We start from the raw sequence: 21212 nt of genomic DNA on the forward strand, positions 1-21212 counted from the left end.
TTTCTCAGAGCTGCGGGCTAATTACTTAGCTTGAGCTTCAACCTGCGCTTCTACGCGACGGTTTACAGCGCGGCCAGCGTCAGTTTTGTTGTCAGCAACTGGGCGGGATTCGCCGTAGCCAACAGACTGAACGCGGGACGATTCAACACCGTACTGGTTGGTCAGAACTTGCTTAACGGCGTTTGCACGACGCTCGGACAGTTTCTGGTTGTAAGCGTCAGGACCGACGTTGTCAGTGTGACCTTCAACAGTAGTGGTGGTGGATGGGTACTGCTTCATGAAGTCAGCCAGGTTCTTGATGTCGCCGTAGCTGTTGGTTTTAACAACAGATTTGTCGAAATCGAACTTAACGTCCAGCTCAACACGAACGACTTCGGCAACTGCTGGGCAGCCATCAGCGTCAACAGTTACGTTGGCTGGGGTGTCCGGGCACTTGTCAACGTTGTCGCAAACGCCATCGTTGTCGCTGTCGGAGCAGACTTCAGCTGGTGCTGGAACTGGAGCAGCTGCAGGCTTGGAGCCGCCACCGAAGTTCACACCGATACCGACGCTTGGAGCCCACTCGGTGTCACCTTGGTCGATGTTGTACTGAGCTTCAACGCCGGCACGGGCGTAGAAATTGTCAGTGAAGTACAGCTTGGCACCGCCGCCAACGTTGGCGAAGGTGGAACCGTTACGACCACCGCGATCGTTCTGACCGATGCTCTGATCGGAGAAGCCGGCCGAAACGTACGGACGCAGCATGTCGCCTGGGTTGTTGAAGTGGTACAGAGCGTCCAGGGCAGTGTTGGAGCCCTTGATGTTCTTGCCCGACTCGCTACGAACGTTGTGCACTTCGTCGTAGCCCAGACGCAGTTCAACGTCGTCGGTCAGGAAGTAACCAACCGAACCACCGAACAGGTTGCCGTCGTTTTTGAAATCGCGCTGGCTATCGTAATACTCTTTCTTTGCAAAGCCTTCGATTTCAACTGCGCCTTGGCCTTGTGCCAATGCGCCGAACGAAGTGGCCGCAATAAGAGAACCAATGGCCAAGCCCAAGGTGTTTTTCAGTTTCATCCGTTAAATCCCCATCTGGTGATTGTGAAGCAGTCCCGCAAACCGGGGGACAACTCGGCGGCAAGTCTATCAGAACTTGCCTACACGTAAGAGATATTTGCGCCGAACTAAGTTTCAGCAATGCCTGCAAATTTCTCACGCAATTTGTCTAGAGCGCGTTTGTAACGCATTTTTGTCGCACTCAAACCCATGTGCATGATGTCTGCGATCTCCTGAAACTCTAGCTCTGCGACAAATCGTAGCACCAGAATTTCACGGTCAATCGGGTTCACATACACTAGCCAGCGATCAAGCCCGCCCTTCTCCTCGGGTTTCGGCGCCTTTTCTTCAGACGCTTCCTCGAGGGGGTCCAGACTCAATGCGTCCATCAAGCGACGCTTTCGCCGTTCTTTCCGATACTGTGTGATGCACTCGTTGTACGTGATGCTATATAGCCATGTCTTGAACTTCGATTTACCTTCGAAGTTCTTCAAGCCATACAACACCTTCAACATCACTTCCTGACAGACATCGTCTGCATCGCGATCGTTCCCAAGATATCGTGCACAAACGTTAAATAATGTTCGTTGGTAACGGCGCATCAATTCTTCATAGGCGCGCGTTACGTGAAACAGCTCGGTATGCGAGCGCGCGACCAACTCCTCATCAGAGAGCTCGCGGGGGTCGTAGCGCGTGGAGAGCGATTGAGCTTTATTCAAAACAAGTCTGGCCGACAGTCAGGTCAATGTCCGCCGCAGCCCTTCAGGGCATTTTGCGGCGGCATACATTAGCAGGGTTTGCCGGGTTAGCGGCTACTCACATGCTGCTCCAGGAGAATCCGATTAGAGAGAGAGACTAGCTCACCCTCATCGGTCAGCAATGTGGTCTTAACCGTGCCGATCTCTTCGATCTGACCTTCGACCTCGCCAACACGCACTTGTTGCCCAACCTGATACAACTCACGCACATAGATTCCCGCAAGAATCTGACCGGCAATTTCCCGGCTTCCCAACCCCATGGCCAGCGCTACCGCCAGACCAACGGTAATCAAAACAATCACAATCACATGGTTGAGCAGGTCAGTCTTGACCTCCAACTGGCTGATTGCGACCGAAATACTGATGATAATCACCAGGCCCTGGGCAATTCGCCCCAGCCCGGCGGCGTAATCCAGCCCTACGCCCTCTGCCGCACCTCGCACCAGCCCATTGGCCAGTTGTGCCAGCAAAACACCTACCAGCAGCACCAGCGCGGCGCCAAACACTTTCGGCAAATACAGCGCAAGCATGTCCAGCGTAGCCGAAACTCGCTCAAGTCCAAGCGATTCTGCTGCAGAAACCAGAAAAATCAGCAAAACGAACCAATAGACAATTTTGCCTATCAGCGTCGAAATCGGCACTTGAAGGCCGGCCCGGGACAGCAATTTTGTCAGACCGGTGCCGCCCATCAAGCGGTCGAGACCGAGCTTGGCGAGCAACTTGGACAGCAAAGTATCCAAAAGTTTCGCCACGACGAAACCCAACAGCAGCACGACCAGTGCGCCGAACAGGTTCGGAATGAAATTCGCAACCTTGGTCCATAACGCAGTCATTGCAGTGACGAGGCTCTGAGTCCAGAGATCAAGTTCCATATTCAATCAGCCTTATCAGCAGTGCGAACGGTAGGTTTACGGTGACGGGAAACCGGCGAGACGTGAGCCGATCCGTTGTTCAAGGCGATCATCAGCGCGGGCAACCAGCGGCCCAGCAGGCTGAACAGATCACCGGCGCCGACCTGGCGGTTGGCGGTTTTCAGGACGCGCCCAAGACACGCATCGTCGTCGCGGGTAGACGGCGAAGCGTTCAGCATGTCACGCAAAGACTGTTCAAACGGATCGTGCATACGCACCTCTCGTGATGTCTGTGAAAGACGCGGTCAAATTTACCCGGGTCACATGGCGCATCGTCATACCCAGCGCAAACGTCGGAATAACCACCACTGCCCCAGTGCCACCGAGATCATCATCAGGCAGGCAATCAGGAAGCCATACGGGCTGGCAGAGAACGGAATACCGCCGACGTTGATACCCAAAAGACCGGTCAGAAAACTCATCGGCAAAAAGATTCCGGTGATGATCCCGAAGCGGTACATCGTGCGATTCATACGCACGCTCAAACGTCTGTCCTCGGCCTCGAGGACCAGCCCCACCCGCTCCCGGGTCAATTCCAGCTCTTCGAGATAGCGGGTCAGGCTGTTGTTCAATTCGTTCCAGTAGTCGCCGTCATCTTCGACAAACCAGGGTAGTTTTATCCGGGTCAGTTGTCCGAAAATATCCCGCTGCGGTGCCAGGAAACGTTTCAGCGCAGCAGCCCTGCGACGGATCTGCAAAATGGAGTCATGCTCGGGTGAATACCGTTCGTCGGCATCCAGTTTTTCTTCTTCCTCATCGACCACTTCCGAGAGGCAACTGACCAGATCCTGCACTTTGTTGGTGAGGTACTGGGCCATATAAAGGATGAGTTCGGAGGCAGTCTTCGGCCCCTTGCCTTCCGCGAGCTGCACCAGCAACTCGTCGGTGGCGCGCAATGGACGCAGGCGCAGGGAAATAACCCGCTGTGCCGAGGCGAAGATCCGCACCGAGACCATGTCTTCCGGCTCTGCCCCGGGGTTGAGGTTGACCCCACGCAAAAATAGCAGCAGTTCGCTGTCGGAAAGCTGTAGAAGACGCGGACGGGTGTTTTCTTCCAGCAGCAGATCACAGCTGAATTCGCTCAGACCGCTGGATTTGCGCAGCCAGGTCTGGGTTTGCGGGTGACTGCGATCCCAGTGCAGCCACAGGCTTTCATGGGCCTGAAGCTGCAAGTCATCGAGTTCAGTCCGGGCTATCGAACGCGCGCCGCCTTTACCATCCAGCACCAGGGCATGCACCAGCCCCCACTGCGCGTTTTCTTCCTCGAACATCCTCACCCCTTCGGTTGGTGCAACGCTTATTCAGGCATCTTCAGCGGGCTTGGCGAGATGATCACGCCATTATTGTCCGCATAAATGTATTCGCCTGGACGGAACGTCACACCGGCAAACGTCACCACAACGTTGAGATCGCCAATGCCACGCTTGTCGGTTTTCATCGGGTGACTGGCCAGGGCCTGAACGCCCAGATCAGTCTGCGCGATGACATCGACGTCGCGGATGCACCCGTAGATCACCAACCCTTCCCAACCGTTTTTAGCGGCTTTCTCGGCGATCATGTCGCCCAGCAGCGCACGACGCAGGGAACCGCCACCATCGACCACCAACACCTTGCCATTACCCTTGAGTTCGGCTTGCTCCTTGACCAGCGAGTTGTCTTCGAAGCACTTGATGGTCACGATTTCGCCGCCGAAGGAATCACGGCCGCCGAAATTGCTGAACATCGGTTCCAGCACCTGTACCAGTTCCGGATAGGCGTCGCACAGGTCAGGCGTGAGGTAATGGTTCATCGAGAAACTCCTGTAAAGAGGAAGACAATCGAGGATGTCGCAAAGTGACCAGAAAAGCTCAATGCGTCATATCTTAGCCGCAAGCCGATCAGAGCGGAATGCCCTTGATAGAGCATCGGGCTCAGACTGCCGAGGCCAAATCCGCTTTTTCACCGAGCAAAGGCGTGTGCTGGTCCGACAGCCAACGCGCCACCAACGGCCAGACTTCGGCTTGAGCGGCTTTGCTGACCAACATTTCCACGTGACCGAAATTGTCGCCAAAGCCCTGCTCACGGCCAAGGTTGATGAATTGCTTGTGCTCTGAACCGATCTGATCAAACAACTTGCGGCACGCCCACGCTGGATCCTGATGATCGCTGACGGCACTCACGGCCAACACCGGACTCTGAACGTCAGCCAATCCGGCCCACCAATCCTTGTCGGCATCACCAAAACGCCCGAACAAGCCATACCAACGCATGCTTTCCAGGGCCAGGCCAATCGGCTCGTCCTCCGGACCGCGCTTGAGCCGTGAACCGGACAGTTGCGCAAAACGCTTGAGAATGAAGCGCCCGCTCCACTCCACCGGCGGAATTTTCAACGGCCAATAGGTGCGGCTGACTTGCGTACCGAAGAATGCCGCAGACGCGACGACCGGTTCACCGATGTACCCGCCACCCAAGGCTGCCGCCAGGGTAATGCCACCCAGCGAGTGACCGATCCAGTGCGGAACCTGGCCGCTCTGCTCGCGCACGAACGCGCCAATGGCCGGCAGATCGTAACGAGCGTAGTCGGCGACGCGGTTCTTGCGATAGTTCTGGTTGCGCTGGGACAGGCCATGACCGCGCATTTCCGCGATCCACACATCGAATCCCAGACGCGCCAGATAGGCGCCCAGCCCCAGGCCTTTTGGGGAGAACCAGAAGCGCCGATTGGAAAAGCTGCCGTGCAACAGAATCACCGGCACACCACCGTGCGCGGGCGCGTCCGCCATGCCCAGACGGGTCACGGCCAGTTCCACGGTGCCGTCAGGGCTGTTGCCGGGTTTCAAACGATAGACGTCTTCGCTCAGATCGCCGCGCCGCTCGGCGCTGATCAGGGCGACAGGAAATAGGTTGCTGCTGCTTTGCATAGTCTCTTGCACAAAAAAGGGCGGCATCCAGAGGAGCCCGCCCTACTTCAATCTCTTAAAACGGCCGCCCCCTGTAGGAGCACAGCTTGCTGGCGATGGCGATTTTGAAGACGCCATCGCGGGCAAGCCTTGCTCCTACAGTGAGCGAGCCGTCCCCACACCATCAAGCCGAAGCTTGACCTTCAGCCAGGAAGAACCAGGTTTCCAGTACGGAATCGGGGTTCAACGAAACGCTTTCGATGCCCTGCTCCATCAGCCACTTGGCCAGATCAGGGTGGTCCGAAGGCCCCTGACCGCAGATACCGATGTACTTGCCCGCCTTGTTGCACGCAGCAATGGCGTTCGCCAGCAGCTTCTTGACCGCAGGGTTACGCTCGTCGAACAGGTGAGCGATGATCCCGGAGTCACGGTCCAGGCCCAGCGTCAGCTGAGTCAGGTCGTTGGAGCCGATGGAGAAACCGTCGAAGAACTCAAGGAATTCTTCCGCCAGAATCGCGTTGGACGGCAGTTCGCACATCATGATCACGCGCAGACCGTTGTCGCCACGGGCCAGACCGTTTTCGGCCAGCAGGTCGACGACCTGGCTCGCTTCGCCCAGGGTACGGACGAACGGCACCATGATTTCAACGTTGGTCAGGCCCATCTCGTTGCGCACACGCTTGAGGGCGCGGCACTCGAGTTCGAAGCAGTCACGGAACGATTCGCTGATGTAACGCGAGGCGCCACGGAAGCCCAGCATCGGGTTTTCTTCTTCCGGCTCGTAAAGCTTGCCGCCGATCAGGTTCGCGTATTCGTTGGACTTGAAGTCCGACAGACGCACGATGACCTTTTTCGGATAAAACGCAGCCGCCAGCGTGCTGATGCCTTCGACCAGTTTCTCGACGTAGAAGCCGACCGGATCGTTGTAACCGGCGATGCGCTTGTCGACGCTGTCCTTGATTTCCTGCGGCAGGCCGTCGTAGTTCAACAGCGCTTTAGGGTGCACACCGATCATGCGGTTGATGATGAATTCCAGACGGGCCAGGCCCACACCGGCGTTCGGCAGTTGCGCGAAGTCGAAGGCGCGGTCCGGGTTGCCGACGTTCATCATGATCTTGAACGGCAGGTCCGGCATGGCATCCACGGAGTTTTTCTTGATGTCGAAGCCCAGCTCACCTTCGAAGATGTAACCGGTGTCGCCTTCCGCACAGGAAACGGTCACGCCCTGGCCGTCTTTCAGCAGTTGGGTGGCGTTGCCGCAACCGACCACGGCCGGAATGCCCAGTTCGCGAGCGATGATCGCCGCGTGGCAGGTACGACCGCCACGGTTGGTGACGATGGCGCTGGCGCGCTTCATGACCGGTTCCCAGTCCGGGTCGGTCATGTCGGAAACCAGTACGTCGCCTGGCTGGACTTTGTCCATCTCGGACACGTCCTTGATGATCCGCACTTTGCCGGCGCCGATGCGCTGGCCGATGGCGCGACCTTCAACCAGCACGGTGCCGGTTTCTTTCAACAGGTAACGTTCCATGACGTTGGCCTGGGTGCGGCTCTTCACGGTTTCAGGACGGGCCTGAACGATGTAGAGCTTGCCGTCGTCGCCGTCTTTGGCCCATTCGATGTCCATCGGGCACTGGTAGTGCTTCTCGATGATCATCGCTTGCTTGGCCAGTTCGCTGACTTCGGCGTCACTCAGGCAGAAACGTGCGCGATCGGCCTTGTCGACGTCGATGGTCTTGACCGACTTGCCGGCCGTGGCGACTTCGCCGTAGATCATCTTGATGGCTTTGCTGCCCAGGTTGCGACGCAGGATGGCCGGACGACCGGCGGCCAGCGTGCCTTTGTGGACGTAGAACTCATCCGGGTTCACCGCGCCTTGTACGACGGTTTCACCCAGGCCGTAGGCGCCGGTGATGAACACCACGTCACGGAAGCCCGATTCGGTATCGAGGGTGAACATCACGCCGGCAGTGCCGGTTTCGGAGCGGACCATGCGCTGCACGCCAGCCGACAGGGCGACCAGCTTGTGGTCGAAGCCCTGGTGCACGCGGTAGGAGATCGCACGGTCGTTGAACAGCGAAGCGAACACCTCTTTGGCGGCGCGAATGACGTTTTCGACACCACGGATGTTCAGGAAGGTTTCCTGCTGACCGGCGAAGGAAGCGTCCGGCAGGTCTTCGGCAGTAGCGGAAGAGCGCACGGCCACGGCCATGTCAGGGTTACCGGCCGACAGCGTGGCGAACGCGGTGCGGATCTCGGTGTTGAGCTTCTCGGGGAACTCGGCTTCCATGATCCATTGACGGATCTGGGCGCCGGTCTTGGCAAGGGCGTTGACATCATCGACGTCCAGGGCGTCGAGGGCGGCGTGGATCTGATCGTTCAGGCCGCTCAGTTCCAGAAAATCACGATAAGCCTGAGCTGTCGTGGCGAAGCCACCGGGCACCGATACACCGGCACCTGCAAGGTTACTGATCATCTCGCCCAGGGATGCGTTCTTGCCCCCCACATGCTCAACATCGTGTTTGCCGAGCTTATCGAGGGAAACTACGTACTCTACCAAGGTGATCTCTCCACTAACTGTGTTGGAAAAGCTCAGAAGCCGGCGCTCGAAAGGAGCATTTGCCGGCTGTATGGCCTGGACCTGGAAAATAAGTGAGAATGCGGGCCACTCGAGGCCGGCAAACCGCGCCTATCATATCCAAGATTCGTCACTAGCTTAAGGCCCAAGGTGCAAATGAAACGATCTGCTTTCTTTATCTCCGATGGCACCGGCATTACCGCCGAAACCCTGGGTCAAAGCCTCCTGGCGCAGTTCGAAAACATTACCTTCAGCAAATTCACGCGGCCGTACATCGACAACGTGGATAAAGCGCGGGCCATGGTACAACAAATCAACAAGGCCGCCGAAACCGACGGCTTCCGGCCGATCATATTCGACACCATCGTCAACCAGGACATTCGTGAGATCCTCGCGACGTCCAATGGTTTCATGATCGACATTTTCTCGACTTTCCTGGCACCGCTTGAACAGGAACTGACCGAGCATTCTTCCTACACTGTCGGCAAGTCTCACTCTATCGGTGGCAACTCCAATTACATGGAACGCATCGAGGCGGTGAACTTCGCCCTCGACAACGACGACGGTGCGCGCACGCATTATTACGACAAGGCCGACCTGATCCTAGTGGGGGTGTCGCGTTGTGGTAAGACACCGACGTGCCTGTACATGGCGATGCAATTCGGCATCCGCGCGGCCAACTATCCGTTGACCGAAGACGACATGGAGCGCCTGACGCTGCCAAACGCCCTGCGCGCCCACCAGCACAAGTTGTTCGGACTGACCATCGACCCGGACCGCCTGACCGCGATCCGCAACGAGCGCAAGCCCAACAGCCGCTATTCGAGCTACGCGCAGTGCGAGTTTGAAGTGCGCGAGGTGGAGAACCTGTTCCGCCGCGAGAATATTGCGCACATCAACTCCACGCATTTTTCGGTGGAAGAGATTTCGGCGAAGATTCTGGTGGAGAAAGGTGTGGAGCGGCGGTTCAAGTAGTTATTCAGCGTCTGCCAGGCCGCCATCGCGAGCAGGCTCGCTCCCACAGGGGTTTTGTGAACGCCGCAAATCCACTGTGGGAGCGAGCCTGCTCGCGATGAACGATTACACGGTCTCTGTTAATGCTCCGACCAACACTTCAAACCCTCGAATCAACAATCCATCATCCCCCGCCGAATTGCACACACTCGCCCGAATGAACTGCGGCACCGCCCCGTGCCCGACCGCAAACGCCTCGGCGGTGGCGACCAGGTAATTGTTCTCCTTGAGCTCCGCCGCAATCTGCGACGCCCGCCACGGCTCGGGCACTTCGATCCAGAAGTGCGGGCTGTCGGGATGGGTTTTGTACGCCACGCCCTCCAACACCCCACAGACCAACGCCTTGCGCCGACCGATCTCGATAATCTGTCGAGCCAGCAACTGCGCCGCACTACCGTTTTCGATCCAAAGGCTCGCCACCTCAAGCGCCAACGGACTGGCCATCCAGCACGTTCCGCGTACCGCCGCGCTCAAGCGCCCGATCAACGGTTGCGGCGCATGCAGATAACCGACGCGCAACCCCGCCGAAACCGCTTTGCTCAGGCTGCCGATCAACACCGAGCGCTCCGGGGCGAAATAACTCAAGGGTAACGGTCGCTGCCGAGCCAACACCGCGTGGGCTTCATCCTCAAAGATCAGCAGATTGTGCTGCCGACAGACCTCGGCAATCGCCTCTCGCCGTGGGACGGACATCACCGCCGCCGTAGGATTCTGGATCGTCGGCGTGCAGTACAGCGCCGACACACGATGGTTGCGGCAAACGTCTTCCAGCGCATCCGGCATCAACCCTTCGTCATCCATCCCGACGCCGATCAGTTTGATCCCAAGCATGCGTGCAACGCTGATCAACCCCGGGTAAGTCAGGTGTTCCGTGACCACGGTATCGCCCGCCTTGAGCAACCCCATCAAGGCACATAACAGACCGTGCTGGCCGCCGTTCACGCATACGACCTGCTCGGCATCCGGCACAAATTGCAGGTGCCGCAACCAGTGCGCGCCCGCCGCACGATGGCGTAACGATCCGGCATCGGCGGTGTAGCCGCTGATGCTCTGCAAGGCATCGGGATCGAGCGCCAACGCCTGCAAGCACTGGCTTAAAAGCAGTGCTTCCTGCCCCGGAATCGGTTGATTACGGCTCATGTCGAAACATGCCTGCGGCTCTTCGCTGACATTGCGAAAGCCAGCATCGCGCTGACGTTCCATCCCGCGCTGACGCACGTAAGTGCCATCTCCTACGCGAGCGACCACCCTTCCTACGCGTTCGAGTTCGCCGTAAGCACGGCTGACGGTGCCAATGGTCACGCCGAGGCTGTCGGCCAACAGCCGATGCGGCGGCAGTTTGCTGCCGGGCTCGATCACGCCTTCAACGATCGCTTTTTCCACGGCGTCCGCCAGGCGCTTGTACTTCACGCCCAGTCCGTTGACGAGCCCGTCGCGCAGGATTGACACCATGGCAATACTTACTTTGACACTCATTTAAGTCCCGAATAGCGTGCTTTAAGCAGGTTCAATCAGGGATAGACCTTTTGCAGATGCAGGTCAATTCCGACAACAAAAAAGGAACTCGATCATGTCCATCGCTCTCAGCGCGAATTCAAGCACTGGAAAACCCTGGTTAGCCGCGCTGATCACCAGCGTCCTGTTTCTGATCGTGTGCCTGAGCTGGGGAACGACATGGCTCGGGATCAAGATTGCGGTTGAAACGGTGCCACCGCTGACGGCCGCCGGGCTGCGGTTCCTGATCGCCTTTCCGTTGTTCCTTGTTTTCGCCCTCATCCGTCGTGAACCGTTGATGTTCCCCAAGGAAAGCCGCTGGTTTTTCCTGTTCGTGACGCTGTCGTATTTCAGCCTGCCGTATTACTTGCTCAACTACGGCGAGATGCATGTTTCGTCCGGGCTCACGGCCCTGTTGTTCAGTTGCATGCCGGTGTTCATCCTGGTGTTTTCCGCGCTGTTTCTGCGAGAAAAAATCTACCCGTCACAAGTGCTCGGCATTGCCATCGGCTTCGGCAGTCTGTTCATGATTATTCGCAGCCAGGGATTGCACCTGGATCACGCTGAACTGTTCGGCGTGCTGGCGATTCTCTGTGCGGCGGTGATGCATGCGTTGTGTTACGTGGTGACCAAGAAACACGGCTCGGCGATCAGCGTGATTACCTACAACACGCTGCCGATCGGCATTGCGGGCTTGATGCTGTTTGTCGCGGGGCTGAATGTCGAAGCGCCGGTGTTCGATGGGATCAGCCTGCGCTCCTGGGGTGCCCTGCTCTACCTGGGACTGGTGGCGTCGGTGGGCGGGTTTATCGTTTATTTTTTGCTGCTCAAGCGCTTGAGCCCGATCATTTTGTCGTTTGTGTTCATCATTTTCCCGATGTTCGCAGTGGTGATCGGCGCTTGGTATGAGGGGCAAAGCCTTTCGCGAGAGTTGATGATCTATTCGGCGATCTTGTTGACCGGGTTTGCGATCACCAAACTGCCGCTGGAAAAATGGCTGACACGGAACCTGTAGGAGCCGGCTTGCTGGCGATCACAGACGCTGCGGTGTTTCAGGTAGACCGCGTAACGGCTATCGCCAGCAAGCCGGCTCCTACAGGTGTGTAGTCAGATGACGAACAGGTCCATGAAGCGGTTGACCGGTGTGGCTTCAAGCGCTGCCTGATCCTTGCACAAGGCAAAAATCTCGGCACTGCGCTGGCCGGTGAAGCGTGTCGCCAGATTGGCTTTGAACTTGTCTTCCAGCAACGGAATGCCATCGGTGCGGCGACGGCGATGGCCGATCGGGTATTCCACCACCACGTTCTCGGTGCTGGAGCCGTCCTTGAAAAACACCTGAATCGCGTTGGCGATCGAGCGTTTGTCAGCCTCCAGGTATTCGCGGGTGAAGCGCGGGTCTTCGACGATGACCATTTTCTCGCGCAGCACATCGATGATCGGGTGCGCCGCGTGGAACTCGTCTTCATATTGCTCAGCCACCAGATTGCCGAACGCCAACGGCACCGCGGCCATGTATTGCAGACAATGATCGCGGTCCGCCGCATTGGCCAGCGGGCCGACCTTGGAAATGATGCGGATCGCCGACTCATGGGTGGTGATGACGATTTTGTCGATGTCGTGCAGGCGATTCCGGACTTGTGGGTGCAAGGTGACGGCGGCTTCGCAGGCGGTTTGTGCGTGGAATTCGGCCGGGAAGCTGATCTTGAACAGCACGTTTTCCATCACGTAACTGCCGTACGGTCGGGAAAAACTGAACACACGTTTGCCTTCAGGCTTGAGCGCCAGGTCGTTGTTGCTGTGGCTGAACAATACGTCGTAGAAGCCCCACTGTTTGGCGGTCAATACGCCGGGGATGCCCATCTCGCCACGCATCGCGATGTCGGCCAGACGCACGCCCCGGCTGGTGGCATCGCCCGCCGCCCAGGATTTGCGCGACCCGGCATTCGGCGCATGCCGATACGTGCGCAACGCCTGACCATCAGCGAAAGCATGGGACAACGCCGACAGCATCTGCTCGCGATTGGCGCCCATGAGTTTGGCGGTGACAGCGGTCGAGGCAACTTTCACCAGGATGACGTGATCAAGGCCTACACGGTTGAAGGAGTTTTCCAGCGCAATCACGCCTTGAATCTCGTGGGCCATGATCATCGCTTCGAGTACGGCGCGAACGGTCAGCGGCGCATCGCCATTGGCCAGGCGCTTCTGCGACAGGTGATCGGCCACCGCAAGAATGCCCCCGAGGTTATCGGAGGGATGTCCCCATTCGGCGGCGAGCCAGGTGTCGTTGTAGTCGAGCCAGCGCACGATGCAGCCGATGTCCCAGGCTGCCTTGACCGGATCGAGACGGTAGCTGGTGCCCGGCACGCGAGCGCCGAACGGCACGACGGTGCCTTCGACAATCGGGCCAAGGTGCTTGGTGCATTCGGGGAAGCGCAAGGCCAGGAGGCCGCAGCCCAAAGTGTCCATCAGGCAATTGCGGGCAGTGTCGAGGGCTTCTCTGGATTCGATTTTGAAGTTGAGGACGTAGTCGGCAATGTCCTGCAGGACCGTGTCGTAGTCGGGGCGGTTGTTCAGGTCGACGTTGGTGCTCATGTTCGATTCACTCGTAAAGTGGTTCGTTGATGGGACCTCGGTTCAGGTAAATCACATTCTTATAATTGAAATGCGGTCCCCTGTAGGAGCCGGCTTGCCGGCGATAGCGGTGGGTCAGCAATACATGTATCGCCTGAAAGGACGCCATCGCCGGCAAGCCGGCTCCTACAAGGGATATCGGGTTAGAAGGCGTCGCCAGGTATGCGCACGAAGCCTTCCATCAGCACCCGCGCACTGCGGCTCATGATGGCTTTGTTGACTGTCCACTCGCCGTTCACCTGGCTGGCTTCAGCGCCTACGCGCAACGTGCCGGACGGATGACCGAAGCGCACGGCGTTGCGTTCGATACCGCCCGCTGCGAGGTTTACCAACGTGCCGGAAATGGCGGCAGCAGTGCCGATAGCCACCGCAGCAGTCCCCATCATCGCGTGGTGCAACTTGCCCATCGACAACGCACGCACCAGCAAGTCGACGTCACCCGCAGCAATCGCTTTACCGCTGGAGGCAACGTAATCCGCCGGTTTGGCCACGAACGCAACCTTGGGCGTGTGCTGACGCTTGACCGCTTCGTCCAGCGACTTGATCAGCCCCATGCGCAACGCGCCATACGCACGAATGGTCTCGAACATCGCCAGCGCTTTCGGATCACCGTTGATGGCGCCCTGCAACTCGGTGCCGGTGTAACCGATGTCTTCGGCATTGACGAAGATGGTCGGAATGCCCGCATTGATCATGGTCGCCTTGAAGGTCCCGACGCCGGGCACTTCGAGGTCATCCACCAGGTTGCCGGTCGGAAACATCGAACCACCGCCGCCCTCTTCTTCTGCCGCCGGGTCCATGAATTCGACCTGCACTTCGGCCGCCGGAAAGGTCACGCCGTCGAGTTCGAAATCACCGGTTTCCTGTACTTCACCGTTGGTGATCGGCACGTGGGCGATGATGGTCTTGCCGATATTGGCCTGCCACACGCGCACCACCGCCACACCGTTGTGCGGAATGCGGCTGGCATCGACCAGACCGTTGCTGATGGCGAACGAGCCGACCGCTGCGGACAGGTTGCCGCAGTTGCCGCTCCAGTCTACGAAAGGTTTGTCGATGGATACCTGACCGAACAGGTAATCGACATCGTGATCGGCCTTGATGCTTTTCGACAGGATCACGGTTTTGCTGGTGCTGGAGGTCGCGCCGCCCATGCCGTCGATTTGCTTGTCATACGGGTCGGGGCTGCCGATCACCCGCAACAACAAGGCATCGCGCGCCGGGCCTGGAACCTGCGCCGCTTCGGGCAAGTCTTTCAGGCTGAAAAACACGCCTTTGCTGGTGCCGCCACGCATGTAGGTGGCGGGGATTTTGATTTGAGGTGCGTGAGCCATTGGTGCTCCTTCAAAGCGGACACGGAATCTGAAACTCCGTGCCCGCGCAGCGTGTTTTAGACGGCGACGGCCGATTCTTCGAGGAAGTCCTGGGCGAAGCGTTGCAGCACGCCACCAGCCTCGTAGATCGACACCTCTTCGGCGGTATCGAGACGGCAGGTGACCGGAACCTCGACGCGTTCACCGTTCTTGCGATGGATCACCAGTGTCAGCTCGGCGCGCGGCGTACGCTCACCGATCACGTCGTAGGTTTCGCTGCCGTCGATGGCCAGGGTGTGACGGTTGGTGCCCGGCTTGAACTCCAGCGGCAACACGCCCATGCCCACCAGGTTGGTGCGGTGGATGCGTTCGAAACCTTCGGCGGCAATCGCTTCCACACCGGCCAGACGCACGCCTTTGGCCGCCCAGTCGCGGGACGAACCCTGACCGTAGTCGGCGCCGGCAATGATGATCAGCGGCTGCTTGCGCTCCATGTAGGTTTCGATGGCTTCCCACATGCGCATGACCTTGCCTTCCGGCTCGACGCGGGCCAGCGAACCCTGCTTGACCTTGCCGTTTTCCTGGACCATTTCATTGAACAGTTTCGGGTTGGCAAAGGTGGCGCGTTGCGCGGTCAGGTGGTCACCGCGGTGCGTGGCGTAGGAGTTGAAGTCCTCTTCCGGCAGGCCCATTTTCGCCAGGTATTCGCCGGCGGCGCTGTCGAGCATGATCGCGTTCGACGGCGACAGGTGATCGGTGGTGATGTTGTCCGGCAGCACCGCCAGCGGGCGCATGCCCTTGAGCGGACGCGCGCCGGCCAGCGCACCTTCCCAGTACGGCGGACGGCGGATGTAGGTGCTCATCTCGCGCCAGTCGTACAGCGGCGCGACTTTCGGGCCGGTGTCTTCATGGATGGCGAACATCGGAATGTAGACCTGACGGAACTGCTCCGGCTTCACCGAGGCTTTCACCACCGCATCGATTTCTTCATCGCTCGGCCAGATGTCTTTCAGGCGGATTTCCTTGCCGTTCGCATCCAGGCCCAACACATCTTTTTCGATGTCGAAACGGATGGTGCCGGCGATGGCGTACGCGACCACCAACGGCGGCGACGCGAGGAACGCTTGCTTGGCGTACGGGTGAATCCGGCCATCGAAGTTACGGTTGCCGGAGAGTACGGCCGTGGCGTACAGGTCGCGGTCGATGATCTCTTGCTGGATCACCGGATCGAGCGCGCCGGACATGCCGTTGCAGGTGGTGCAAGCGAAAGCCACGACGCCGAAACCGAGTTGTTCCAGCTCGTCAGTCAGGCCCGCCTCATCGAGGTACAACGCCACGGTTTTCGAGCCCGGTGCCAGGGACGATTTGACCCACGGTTTGCGGGTCAACCCGAGCTTGTTGGCGTTGCGCGCCAGCAGGCCGGCAGCGATCACGTTGCGCGGGTTGCTGGTGTTGGTGCAGCTGGTGATGGCGGCGATGATCACCGCACCGTCCGGCATCTGGCCGGGCACGTCGTCCCACTGGCCGGAAATGCCTTTGGCCGCCAGATCCGACACCGCGACGCGGGCGTGCGGGTTGCTCGGGCCGGCCATGTTGCGCACCACCGAGGACAGGTTGAAGGTCAAGCCGCGCTCATATTGCGCGCCCTTCAGGCTGTCGGCCCACAGCCCCGTGGTCTTGGCGTAGTTCTCGACCAACTGCACCTGCTCGTCTTCGCGGCCGGTGAGTTTGAGGTAGTCGATGGTCTGCTGGTCGATGTAGAACATCGCCGCCGTGGCGCCGTATTCCGGGGCCATGTTGGAGATGGTTGCGCGGTCGCCGAGGGTCAGCGCGGAAGCGCCTTCGCCGAAGAATTCCAGCCATGCGCCGACGACTTTTTGCTTGCGCAGGAACTCGGTCAGCGCCAGCACCATGTCGGTGGCGGTGATGCCTGGTTGCAGCTTGCCGGTCAGTTCAACGCCGACGCTTTCCGGCAGGCGCATCCACGATGCGCGGCCGAGCATTACGCTTTCCGCTTCGAGGCCACCGACGCCGATGGCGATCACGCCCAACGCATCGACGTGCGGGGTGTGGCTGTCGGTGCCGACGCAGGTGTCGGGGAACGCCACGCCGTCACGCACCTGAATCACCGGCGACATTTTCTCCAGGTTGATCTGGTGCATGATCCCGTTGCCCGGCGGGATCACGTCAACGTTCTTGAAGGCTTTTTTGGTCCAGTTGATGAAGTGGAAACGGTCTTCGTTGCGACGGTCCTCGATGGCGCGGTTCTTCTCGAACGCCTGCGGATCGAAGCCACCGCGCTCGACGGCCAGCGAGTGATCGACGATCAGTTGCGTCGGCACCACCGGGTTCACTTGCGCCGGGTCGCCACCTTGTAAAGCGATGGCGTCACGCAGGCCGGCGAGGTCGACCAATGCGGTCTGGCCGAGGATGTCGTGGCACACCACACGGGCCGGGAACCATGGGAAATCGAGGTCGCGCTTGCGCTCGATGAATTGCTTCAGGGATTCGGTGAGCGTGGCCGGGTCGCAGCGACGCACCAGGTTTTCCGCCAGCACGCGGGAGGTGTACGGCAGAGTGTCGTAGGCGCCGGGCTGGATGGCTTCGACTGCCGCACGGACGTCGAAATAATCCAGATGGCTGCCGGGCAGCGGTTTACGGAATTCAGTGTTCATCGTCAGGACTCGGTCACGGTAATAACAAAAGGCGGGGCGGCACCAGAATTTGATTGGAAAACCGCCCCCCCTGTAGGAGCGAAGCTTGCTCGCGAAAGCGGTGTACCAGTCGACATTGATTTGGAATGTCAGACCGCCTTCGCGAGCAAGCTTCGCTCCTACAAGGTTCACGGCTCGGTGCCCGCCCCCACCATTCAGCGTTGTTCGATTGGCACGAACTTGCGCTGTTCGACGCCGGTGTACTCGGCGCTCGGGCGGATGATGCGGTTGTTGGCACGTTGTTCGAACACATGCGCCGCCCAGCCGGTCAGGCGCGAGCAGACGAAAATCGGCGTGAACAACTTGGTCGGGATGCCCATGAAGTGGTACGTCGACGCATGGTAGAAGTCGGCGTTGGGGAACAGTTTTTTCTGCTCCCACATGGTCTTGTCGATGGCTTCAGAAACCGGGAACAAGACAGTGTCACCCACCTCTTCAGCGAGCTTCTTCGACCAACCCTTAATCACCTCGTTGCGCGGATCGTTGTCCTTATAGATCGCGTGGCCGAAGCCCATGATCTTGTCCTTGCGCTCGAGCATGCCGAGGGTGCCTTTGATCGCCTCTTCCGGCGATTTGAAGCGCTCGATCATTTCCATCGCCGCTTCGTTGGCGCCGCCGTGCAGCGGACCGCGCAGGGAACCGATGGCGGCGGTGATGCAGGAGAACAGGTCGGACAAAGTCGATGCACACACCCGTGCGGTGAAGGTCGAGGCGTTGAATTCGTGTTCCGCGTAGAGGATCAGCGAAACGTTCATCACTTTGACGTGCAGCTCGCTCGGTTTCTTGTCGTGCAGCAGGTGCAGGAAGTGGCCGCCGATGGAGGGCTCGTCGCTCACGCAACTGATGCGTTTGCCGTCGTGGCTGAAGCGATACCAGTAGCACATGATCGCCGGGAACGCGGCCAGCAGGCGGTCGGTTTTGTCGTGCTGCTCGGAGAAGTCTTTCTCCGGCTCGATGTTGCCCAGGAACGAGCAACCGGTGCGCATCACGTCCATCGGGTGGGCGTCGGCGGGGATGCGTTCCAGCACTTCTTTCAGCGCTTGCGGCAGGTCGCGCAGCTTGCCGAGTTTGCTCACGTAAGCGGCGAGTTGCGCCTGGGTCGGCAGTTCGCCGTACAGCAGCAGATAGGCCACTTCTTCGAATTGGGCGTCAGCCGCCAGTTCGCGAACGTCGTAGCCGCGATAGGTCAGGCCTGCGCCCGACTGGCCCACGGTGGACAGTGCGGTTTGCCCGGCAACCTGGCCACGGAGCCCGGCGCCACTGAGTACTTTTGCTTCGGCCATTGCTGTCTCCAATCTTGAATTTATTAGGGAAACCTGTAGGAGCGAGCCTGCTCGCGATGCAAGTTCTGACACCACGGTGTGTCAGGAGCCCCGCGTTATCGTTGGCGCCCATCGCGAGCAGGCTCGCTCCCACATTTACAGGTACAGGGTGTTCATTACTTCTTCGCAGCGAACAACGCATCGAGCTTCTGCTCGAACGTGTGGTAGTCGATGCGATCGTAAAGCTCCATGCGCGTCTGCATGGTGTCGATCACGTTCTGTTGCGTACCGTCGCGGCGGATCGCGGTGTAGACGTTTTCTGCGGCCTTGTTCATGGCGCGGAACGCGGACAATGGGTATAGCACCAGCGACACATCGGCACCGGCCAACTGCTCGGTGGTGTACAGCGGCGTCGCGCCGAACTCGGTGATGTTGGCCAGGATCGGCGCTTTCACACGGCTGGCGAACAGCTTGTACATCTCCAGCTCGGTGATGGCTTCCGGGAAGATCATGTCGGCGCCGGCCTCGATGCACGCTGCAGCGCGATCCAGTGCGGATTCCAGGCCTTCAACGGCCAGGGCGTCGGTGCGGGCCATGATCACGAAGCTGTCATCGGTGCGCGCATCAACAGCGGCCTTGATGCGGTCGACCATTTCCTGCTGCGAGACGATTTCTTTATTAGGGCGGTGACCGCAGCGCTTGGCGCCAACCTGGTCTTCGATGTGAATCGCCGCCGCGCCGAACTTGATCATCGACTTCACGGTACGGGCGACGTTGAACGCCGAGGAACCGAAACCGGTGTCCACGTCCACCAGCAGCGGCAGGTCGCAGACATCGGTGATGCGGCGCACGTCGGTCAGCACGTCGTCCAGGCCGGTGATGCCCAGGTCCGGCACGCCGAGGGAGCCGGCAGCGACGCCGCCGCCCGACAGGTAAATAGCCTTGAAACCGGCGCGCTTGGCCAGCAACGCGTGGTTGGCGTTGATCGCGCCGACCACTTGCAGCGGATGTTCGCTGGCGACCGCATCGCGGAAACGCTGGCCTGGAGTGCTCTTGTTGGAACTCATGACTCACCTCGTTCAGTGGCTGTCGGGTTAGCGCCGTCCTGGTAGTGACGGGCGATATTGCGTTTGGAGGCGCCGATGTGACGGCGCATCAACAACTCGGCCAGTTCACCGTCACGGTCGGCGATGGCATCGAGAATCCGGTGGTGCTCGGCAAAGGCCTGGCGCGGGCGATTGGGCGTGGTGGAAAACTGGATGCGGTACATGCGCACCAGTTGATAAAGCTCGCCGCAGAGCATCTGCGTCAGGGTGCGGTTGCCGCTGCCCTGGATGATTCGGTAGTGGAAGTCGAAATCGCCTTCCTGCTGGTAGTAGCCGACACCGGCCTGAAACGCGGCGTCGCGCTCGTGGGTTTCGAGGACCCGGCGCAGTTCGTCGATTTCTTCGACCGTCATGCGTTCGGCGGCCAGGCGACAGGCCATGCCTTCGAGGGATTCGCGGATTTCGTAGAGTTCCAGCAGCTCGGCATGGCTCAGGGAAACCACTCGTGCGCCGACGTGCGGCACGCGAACCAGCAGGCGTTGGCCTTCCAGACGGTGGATCGCTTCGCGCAGCGGGCCGCGGCTGATGCCGTAGGTGCGCGCCAGTTCTGGTTCGGAGATCTTGCTGCCCGGGGCGATCTCGCCCTTGACGATGGCCGCCTGAATGCGCCGGAAAACGTTCTCGGAAAGTGTTTCCGAATCGTCTTGAGTTATGACTGGGGGATCGAGTTGATCCAGCATATTGTCGACACCTTGAAAGCTGATGCGGCAAAAACTAGCGAATAGCAGGGCAATAGTCAAAGGATAAATAGGTATTGTCGACAATCGTCTAATAACCTATCTGCTTTTTGTAGGAGCGAAGCTTGCTCGCGAAGGCTGTGTGTCAGGCGGTCGGTTTTTTGAGGGTGTACATATCCATTTCTGCGGTAACGGCTGCTTATGGTTTCGCTTTTACAGCGAGTCACTTTCGAAAAGCGCGAAAGTAACCAAAGCGCTCTTGCCCCTTTCGTTCGGTGCCTCGCTGTGGCTCGGCATGCCCTCGCTCCGGTCCTGCTCCGTGGGCCCGCCGCCATCGGCCATCCATGGCCGGGGGCGGCTAACCCGGCATCCATGCCGGGTTGCCCACTGCGCAGAACCTCCACTCGGCCTCTCGAGGGGGCGCTCAGATCAAAAGCTGAAGGCGAGCTAACGCTCGGCCTGATGAGTGGTGAAAATCAAAAGCGTACGCGATTCCCTGTAGGAGCCGGCTTGCCGGCGAAAAACGCCCAGACACCGCGTTTATCCAGACAGCCCGCGTCATCGTTTACGTCCATCGCCAGCAAGCTGGCTCCTACAATTTCGACCGTGTGAACCCAATCCCATGTAGGAGCCGGCTTGCTGGCGATGCGGTGGGTCAGTCGACACATTTATTGACTGGGCGGACGCCATCGCCAGCAAGCCGGCTCCTACACGGGATCGGTGTACATATCCGGAATGAGGGAACGCGTGCACCAAAGAGCCAGGTCGGCTTTCAGGCCGCCTCGGCGGCTGTGGCGGTAGTCGCCCCCTCGAGAGGCCGAGCGTAGGTTCTGCGCAGTG

At 59.3% G+C, this 21212-nt stretch carries 17 protein-coding genes; 2 read left to right on the top strand and 15 right to left on the bottom strand.

The annotated features are described in order from the left end of the window. Positions 1-21: 21 nt before the first annotated feature. The 8 genes from KGB27_RS21590 to ppsA form a co-directional block, all read right to left on the bottom strand. Positions 22-1056, bottom strand: a complete 1035-nt coding sequence (locus KGB27_RS21590; RefSeq protein ID WP_008027405.1) for an OmpA family protein — start codon at positions 1054-1056, stop codon at positions 22-24. 107 nt (positions 1057-1163) lie between these two features. Next, a complete protein-coding gene (gene sigX / locus KGB27_RS21595) occupies positions 1164-1754 on the bottom strand; it encodes an RNA polymerase sigma factor SigX (RefSeq protein WP_017337463.1) in 591 nt (196 codons plus the stop codon). A gap of 86 nt (positions 1755-1840) precedes the next feature. Continuing rightward, positions 1841-2665 (bottom strand): mechanosensitive ion channel family protein, encoded by an 825-nt coding sequence (locus KGB27_RS21600; RefSeq protein WP_008027407.1) that lies wholly within the window; start codon positions 2663-2665, stop codon positions 1841-1843. A 2-nt stretch (positions 2666-2667) separates the two neighbouring features. After that, entirely contained in the window at positions 2668-2916 is a 249-nt protein-coding gene (locus tag KGB27_RS21605) for a hypothetical protein (protein WP_007944521.1), read from the bottom strand. 63 nt (positions 2917-2979) lie between these two features. After that, positions 2980-3975, bottom strand: coding sequence for a zinc transporter ZntB (locus KGB27_RS21610; protein ID WP_008027409.1), 996 nt, complete (start codon positions 3973-3975; stop codon positions 2980-2982). A 26-nt stretch (positions 3976-4001) separates the two neighbouring features. Next, positions 4002-4493 (bottom strand): ribonuclease E activity regulator RraA, encoded by a 492-nt coding sequence (rraA, locus tag KGB27_RS21615; RefSeq protein ID WP_223556263.1) that lies wholly within the window; start codon positions 4491-4493, stop codon positions 4002-4004. 121 nt (positions 4494-4614) lie between these two features. Then, the gene (locus KGB27_RS21620; RefSeq protein WP_032832384.1) at positions 4615-5604 is read right to left on the bottom strand and encodes an alpha/beta fold hydrolase; all 990 of its coding nucleotides are present in this window, start codon (positions 5602-5604) and stop codon (positions 4615-4617) included. Between the two features lie 163 nt (positions 5605-5767). Continuing rightward, positions 5768-8143 carry a phosphoenolpyruvate synthase gene (gene ppsA, locus KGB27_RS21625; RefSeq protein WP_008027416.1) on the bottom strand — a complete coding sequence of 792 codons (2376 nt, stop codon included), beginning with the start codon at positions 8141-8143 and terminating at the stop codon, positions 5768-5770. Between the two features lie 174 nt (positions 8144-8317). Between ppsA and KGB27_RS21630 the strand changes: the two genes are divergently transcribed. Further along, positions 8318-9136, top strand: coding sequence for a pyruvate, water dikinase regulatory protein (locus KGB27_RS21630; protein ID WP_008027418.1), 819 nt, complete (start codon positions 8318-8320; stop codon positions 9134-9136). A 105-nt stretch (positions 9137-9241) separates the two neighbouring features. Here the strand turns inward: KGB27_RS21630 and KGB27_RS21635 are convergent, their stop codons facing one another. Next, a complete protein-coding gene (locus KGB27_RS21635; protein ID WP_223556266.1) occupies positions 9242-10651 on the bottom strand; it encodes a PLP-dependent aminotransferase family protein in 1410 nt (469 codons plus the stop codon). Between the two features lie 94 nt (positions 10652-10745). On the opposite strand from KGB27_RS21635, the gene KGB27_RS21640 reads away from it, so the two are divergent. Next, entirely contained in the window at positions 10746-11684 is a 939-nt protein-coding gene (locus tag KGB27_RS21640) for a DMT family transporter (protein WP_223556269.1), read from the top strand. 92 nt (positions 11685-11776) lie between these two features. Here the strand turns inward: KGB27_RS21640 and prpD are convergent, their stop codons facing one another. From prpD to KGB27_RS21670, 6 genes are all read right to left on the bottom strand, one after another. After that, positions 11777-13261, bottom strand: coding sequence for a 2-methylcitrate dehydratase (gene prpD, locus KGB27_RS21645; protein ID WP_223556272.1), 1485 nt, complete (start codon positions 13259-13261; stop codon positions 11777-11779). A 182-nt stretch (positions 13262-13443) separates the two neighbouring features. Further along, complete coding sequence (gene prpF / locus KGB27_RS21650) at positions 13444-14634, bottom strand: 2-methylaconitate cis-trans isomerase PrpF (protein ID WP_207285038.1); 1191 nt, start codon at positions 14632-14634, stop codon at positions 13444-13446. A 56-nt stretch (positions 14635-14690) separates the two neighbouring features. Further along, positions 14691-17288 carry a Fe/S-dependent 2-methylisocitrate dehydratase AcnD gene (acnD, locus tag KGB27_RS21655; protein WP_207285037.1) on the bottom strand — a complete coding sequence of 866 codons (2598 nt, stop codon included), beginning with the start codon at positions 17286-17288 and terminating at the stop codon, positions 14691-14693. Positions 17289-17482: 194 nt separating this feature from the next. Then, positions 17483-18610, bottom strand: a complete 1128-nt coding sequence (prpC, locus tag KGB27_RS21660; RefSeq protein ID WP_008027431.1) for a 2-methylcitrate synthase — start codon at positions 18608-18610, stop codon at positions 17483-17485. A gap of 155 nt (positions 18611-18765) precedes the next feature. Next, on the bottom strand, positions 18766-19656 hold the full coding sequence (prpB, locus tag KGB27_RS21665; protein ID WP_008027432.1) for a methylisocitrate lyase: 891 nt from the start codon (positions 19654-19656) through the stop codon (positions 18766-18768). Further along, positions 19653-20372, bottom strand: a complete 720-nt coding sequence (locus KGB27_RS21670) for a GntR family transcriptional regulator (RefSeq protein ID WP_223556276.1) — start codon at positions 20370-20372, stop codon at positions 19653-19655. Before KGB27_RS21670 ends, prpB begins: the two co-directional genes overlap by 4 nt. Positions 20373-21212 lie beyond the last annotated feature (840 nt).

The sequence above is a fragment of the Pseudomonas sp. BF-R-01 genome (genome assembly GCF_019946615.1).
GTDB classification, from domain to species: Bacteria; Pseudomonadota; Gammaproteobacteria; order Pseudomonadales; family Pseudomonadaceae; genus Aquipseudomonas; species Aquipseudomonas migulae.